The sequence below is a fragment of the Actinophytocola sp. genome, assembly GCF_036402745.1.
Lineage (GTDB): Bacteria > Actinomycetota > Actinomycetes > Mycobacteriales > Pseudonocardiaceae > Actinophytocola.
This window is the reverse complement of sequence record NZ_DASWSJ010000172.1, coordinates 1-2,250: the sequence shown is the minus strand read 5'-3', so window position 1 is coordinate 2,250 and position 2,250 is coordinate 1. Positions and strand designations below refer to the sequence as shown.

At 70.0% G+C, this 2,250-nt stretch carries 2 protein-coding genes; one reads left to right on the top strand and one right to left on the bottom strand.

The window, feature by feature from the left end; all coding sequences use genetic code 11:
* Window positions 1-92: maltotransferase domain-containing protein (locus VGD70_RS36955; protein ID WP_414637982.1), on the bottom strand; the 92-nt coding region annotated here is incomplete at its 3' end.
* A 784-nt stretch (window positions 93-876) separates the two neighbouring features.
* Here VGD70_RS36955 and glgP point away from each other — a divergent pair.
* On the top strand, window positions 877-2,250 hold a 1,374-nt coding region (gene glgP / locus VGD70_RS17030; RefSeq protein ID WP_331082447.1), incomplete at its 3' end, for an alpha-glucan family phosphorylase.

Here is a 2,250-nt window from a genome sequence, read left to right as displayed (position 1 = left end):
ACCGGAATGTGTTCTCCCACTACGGCTTTGGCCGGATACCGGCCGCAGCTGACCGCAGGGGAGACGCCGTCGATGCCGAGTCGTCCGCTCATCGGCTACGCCCTCTCGCCGTGGTTCGCGCGGCAGAACCGCGGGCCCGTCCAGTCTGCCTTGCTCGATGTGGCAGGTCATCACCGGGGAGTACTTGGACTGTTCGTACCCAATCCGGTCGTCCCGCACACCCCGGCACGGTCAACTCTGTGCCCGCGCGGGCGATGTGTCCATGGCCACTCGACGAGCTTCCATGATCATCAACGATGTACCGCGCACTTCGTGGCACGCCACGCCGAACGTCATCGTGATGCAACCGGATCCGGGTGTCGCGCAGGTGACGCAAGATCAACGGCGTCCTTGAGCGCCGATGTCGAGTGCCGCCGCGGTCCACCTCGCGGGCTCGCGGACCATGCTCATCCCGAGCTCGGTGGCACGGTGCCGCACGCCGCGCCGAAACCGTCGGGTTTCGGTACGTTGCGGACATGGCCGAGGCGACAGGCGCGCCCGCAGAGGACGCAGCGCTGCTCGACCGACTGGCCGACTAGGTCGTCCCGTCCCGCGGTGCGCCTCGACTCCCGCCGTGGAGTCGGCGGGATGTCCGTGCGTTTCGGGTCGGGCGTCGGCGCGGCCCTGTGTCCATGGCCACTCACCCGTCCGGCGGGGATCATCGGGGCCGGCTGCTCCGAATGCCGCGCGCCATGCCGACCCGTTCGGATGTACCGGAAACCGCTGGTCAAGCCTTCCGGCTTTCTTGATCGGTCCCGGTACCGATCCTGCAAACCGTTGCAGTCTTGGGTGGGATTCTTGTCGACTCCCACCCACCGGGAGATAAGGTCCGTCGCCATGCGAGCACTTCGCCGGTTCACCGTCCGAGCCAGCCTCCCGGAGCCGTTGTCCGCCCTGGGCACGCTCGCCACCAACCTGCGCTGGACCTGGCACCCGCCGACTCAGGATCTCTTCGCCTCCGTCGACCCCCAGGTCTGGTCCGAGGTCGGTGGCGACCCGCTGCGCCTGTTGTCCGAGGTCGCGCCGGATCGGCTGGAGGCGCTCGCCAGAGATGAGCAGTTCCTCTCCCACGCCGGCGTGCTGGCCGACGACCTCGAGCGCTACACCACGGGGCCCCGCTGGTTCCAGCGACGGCAGGAAGAGGTGGTGGCACGGCGCGAGCACGGCAACTACGACCTGACGCCGCTGCCGAACGCCATCGCCTACTTCTCGATGGAGTTCGGCGTCACGGAGGCGCTGCCCAACTACTCCGGCGGCCTCGGCGTGCTGGCGGGCGACCACCTGAAGGCGGCGTCCGACCTCGGCGTGCCGCTGATCGCGGTGGGCCTGCTGTACCGCTCCGGCTACTTCCGGCAGTCGCTGTCGCTCGACGGCTGGCAGATCGAGCACTACCCGGTGCTGGACCCGCGCGCGCTGCCGCTCGAGCTCCTCACCGAGCCCAGCGGCGCCCCGATCCTGGTGCACGTGGCCATGCCCGGCGACCGCGTGCTGCGCGCCAAGATCTGGAAAGCGCAGGTCGGACGCATCCCGCTGCTCCTGCTCGACTCCGACGTGGAGGAGAACGACGAGGACCTGCGCGGCGTCACGGACCGCCTCTACGGCGGCGACCAGGACCACCGCATCCGCCAGGAGATCCTCGCGGGCGTCGGCGGCGTGCGCGCCGTGCGCACGTACTGCGACCTGACCGGCCACGTGAAGCCCGAGGTGTTCCACACCAACGAGGGCCACGCGGGCTTCCTCGGCCTCGAGCGCATCCGCGAGCTGATCACTACCGAGGGCCTCGACTTCGACCAGGCGCTGGCGGCGGTCCGCGCGGGCACCGTGTTCACCACGCACACGCCCGTGCCCGCGGGCATCGACCGCTTCCCGGTCGACCTCGTGCAGCACTACTTCGGCTCCGAGGCGCTGCTGCCGGGCGTGAGCACCCAGCGCGTGCTGGCGCTGGGCGCCGAGGACAACCCCGGCCTGTTCAACATGGCCCACATGGGCCTGCGGCTGGCGCAGCGCGCGAACGGCGTGTCCAAGCTCCACGGCGAGGTCAGCCGGGACATGTTCCGCGGACTCTGGCCGGGCTTCGACGTCACCGAGGTGCCGATCCGCTCGGTCACCAACGGCGTGCACGGCCCGACGTGGGCGGCCACCGAGATGAGCAGGCTGCTCGGCGAGACCGAGGACTCCGGCATGGGCCTGCGCTTCGAGCCGGTCACCGAC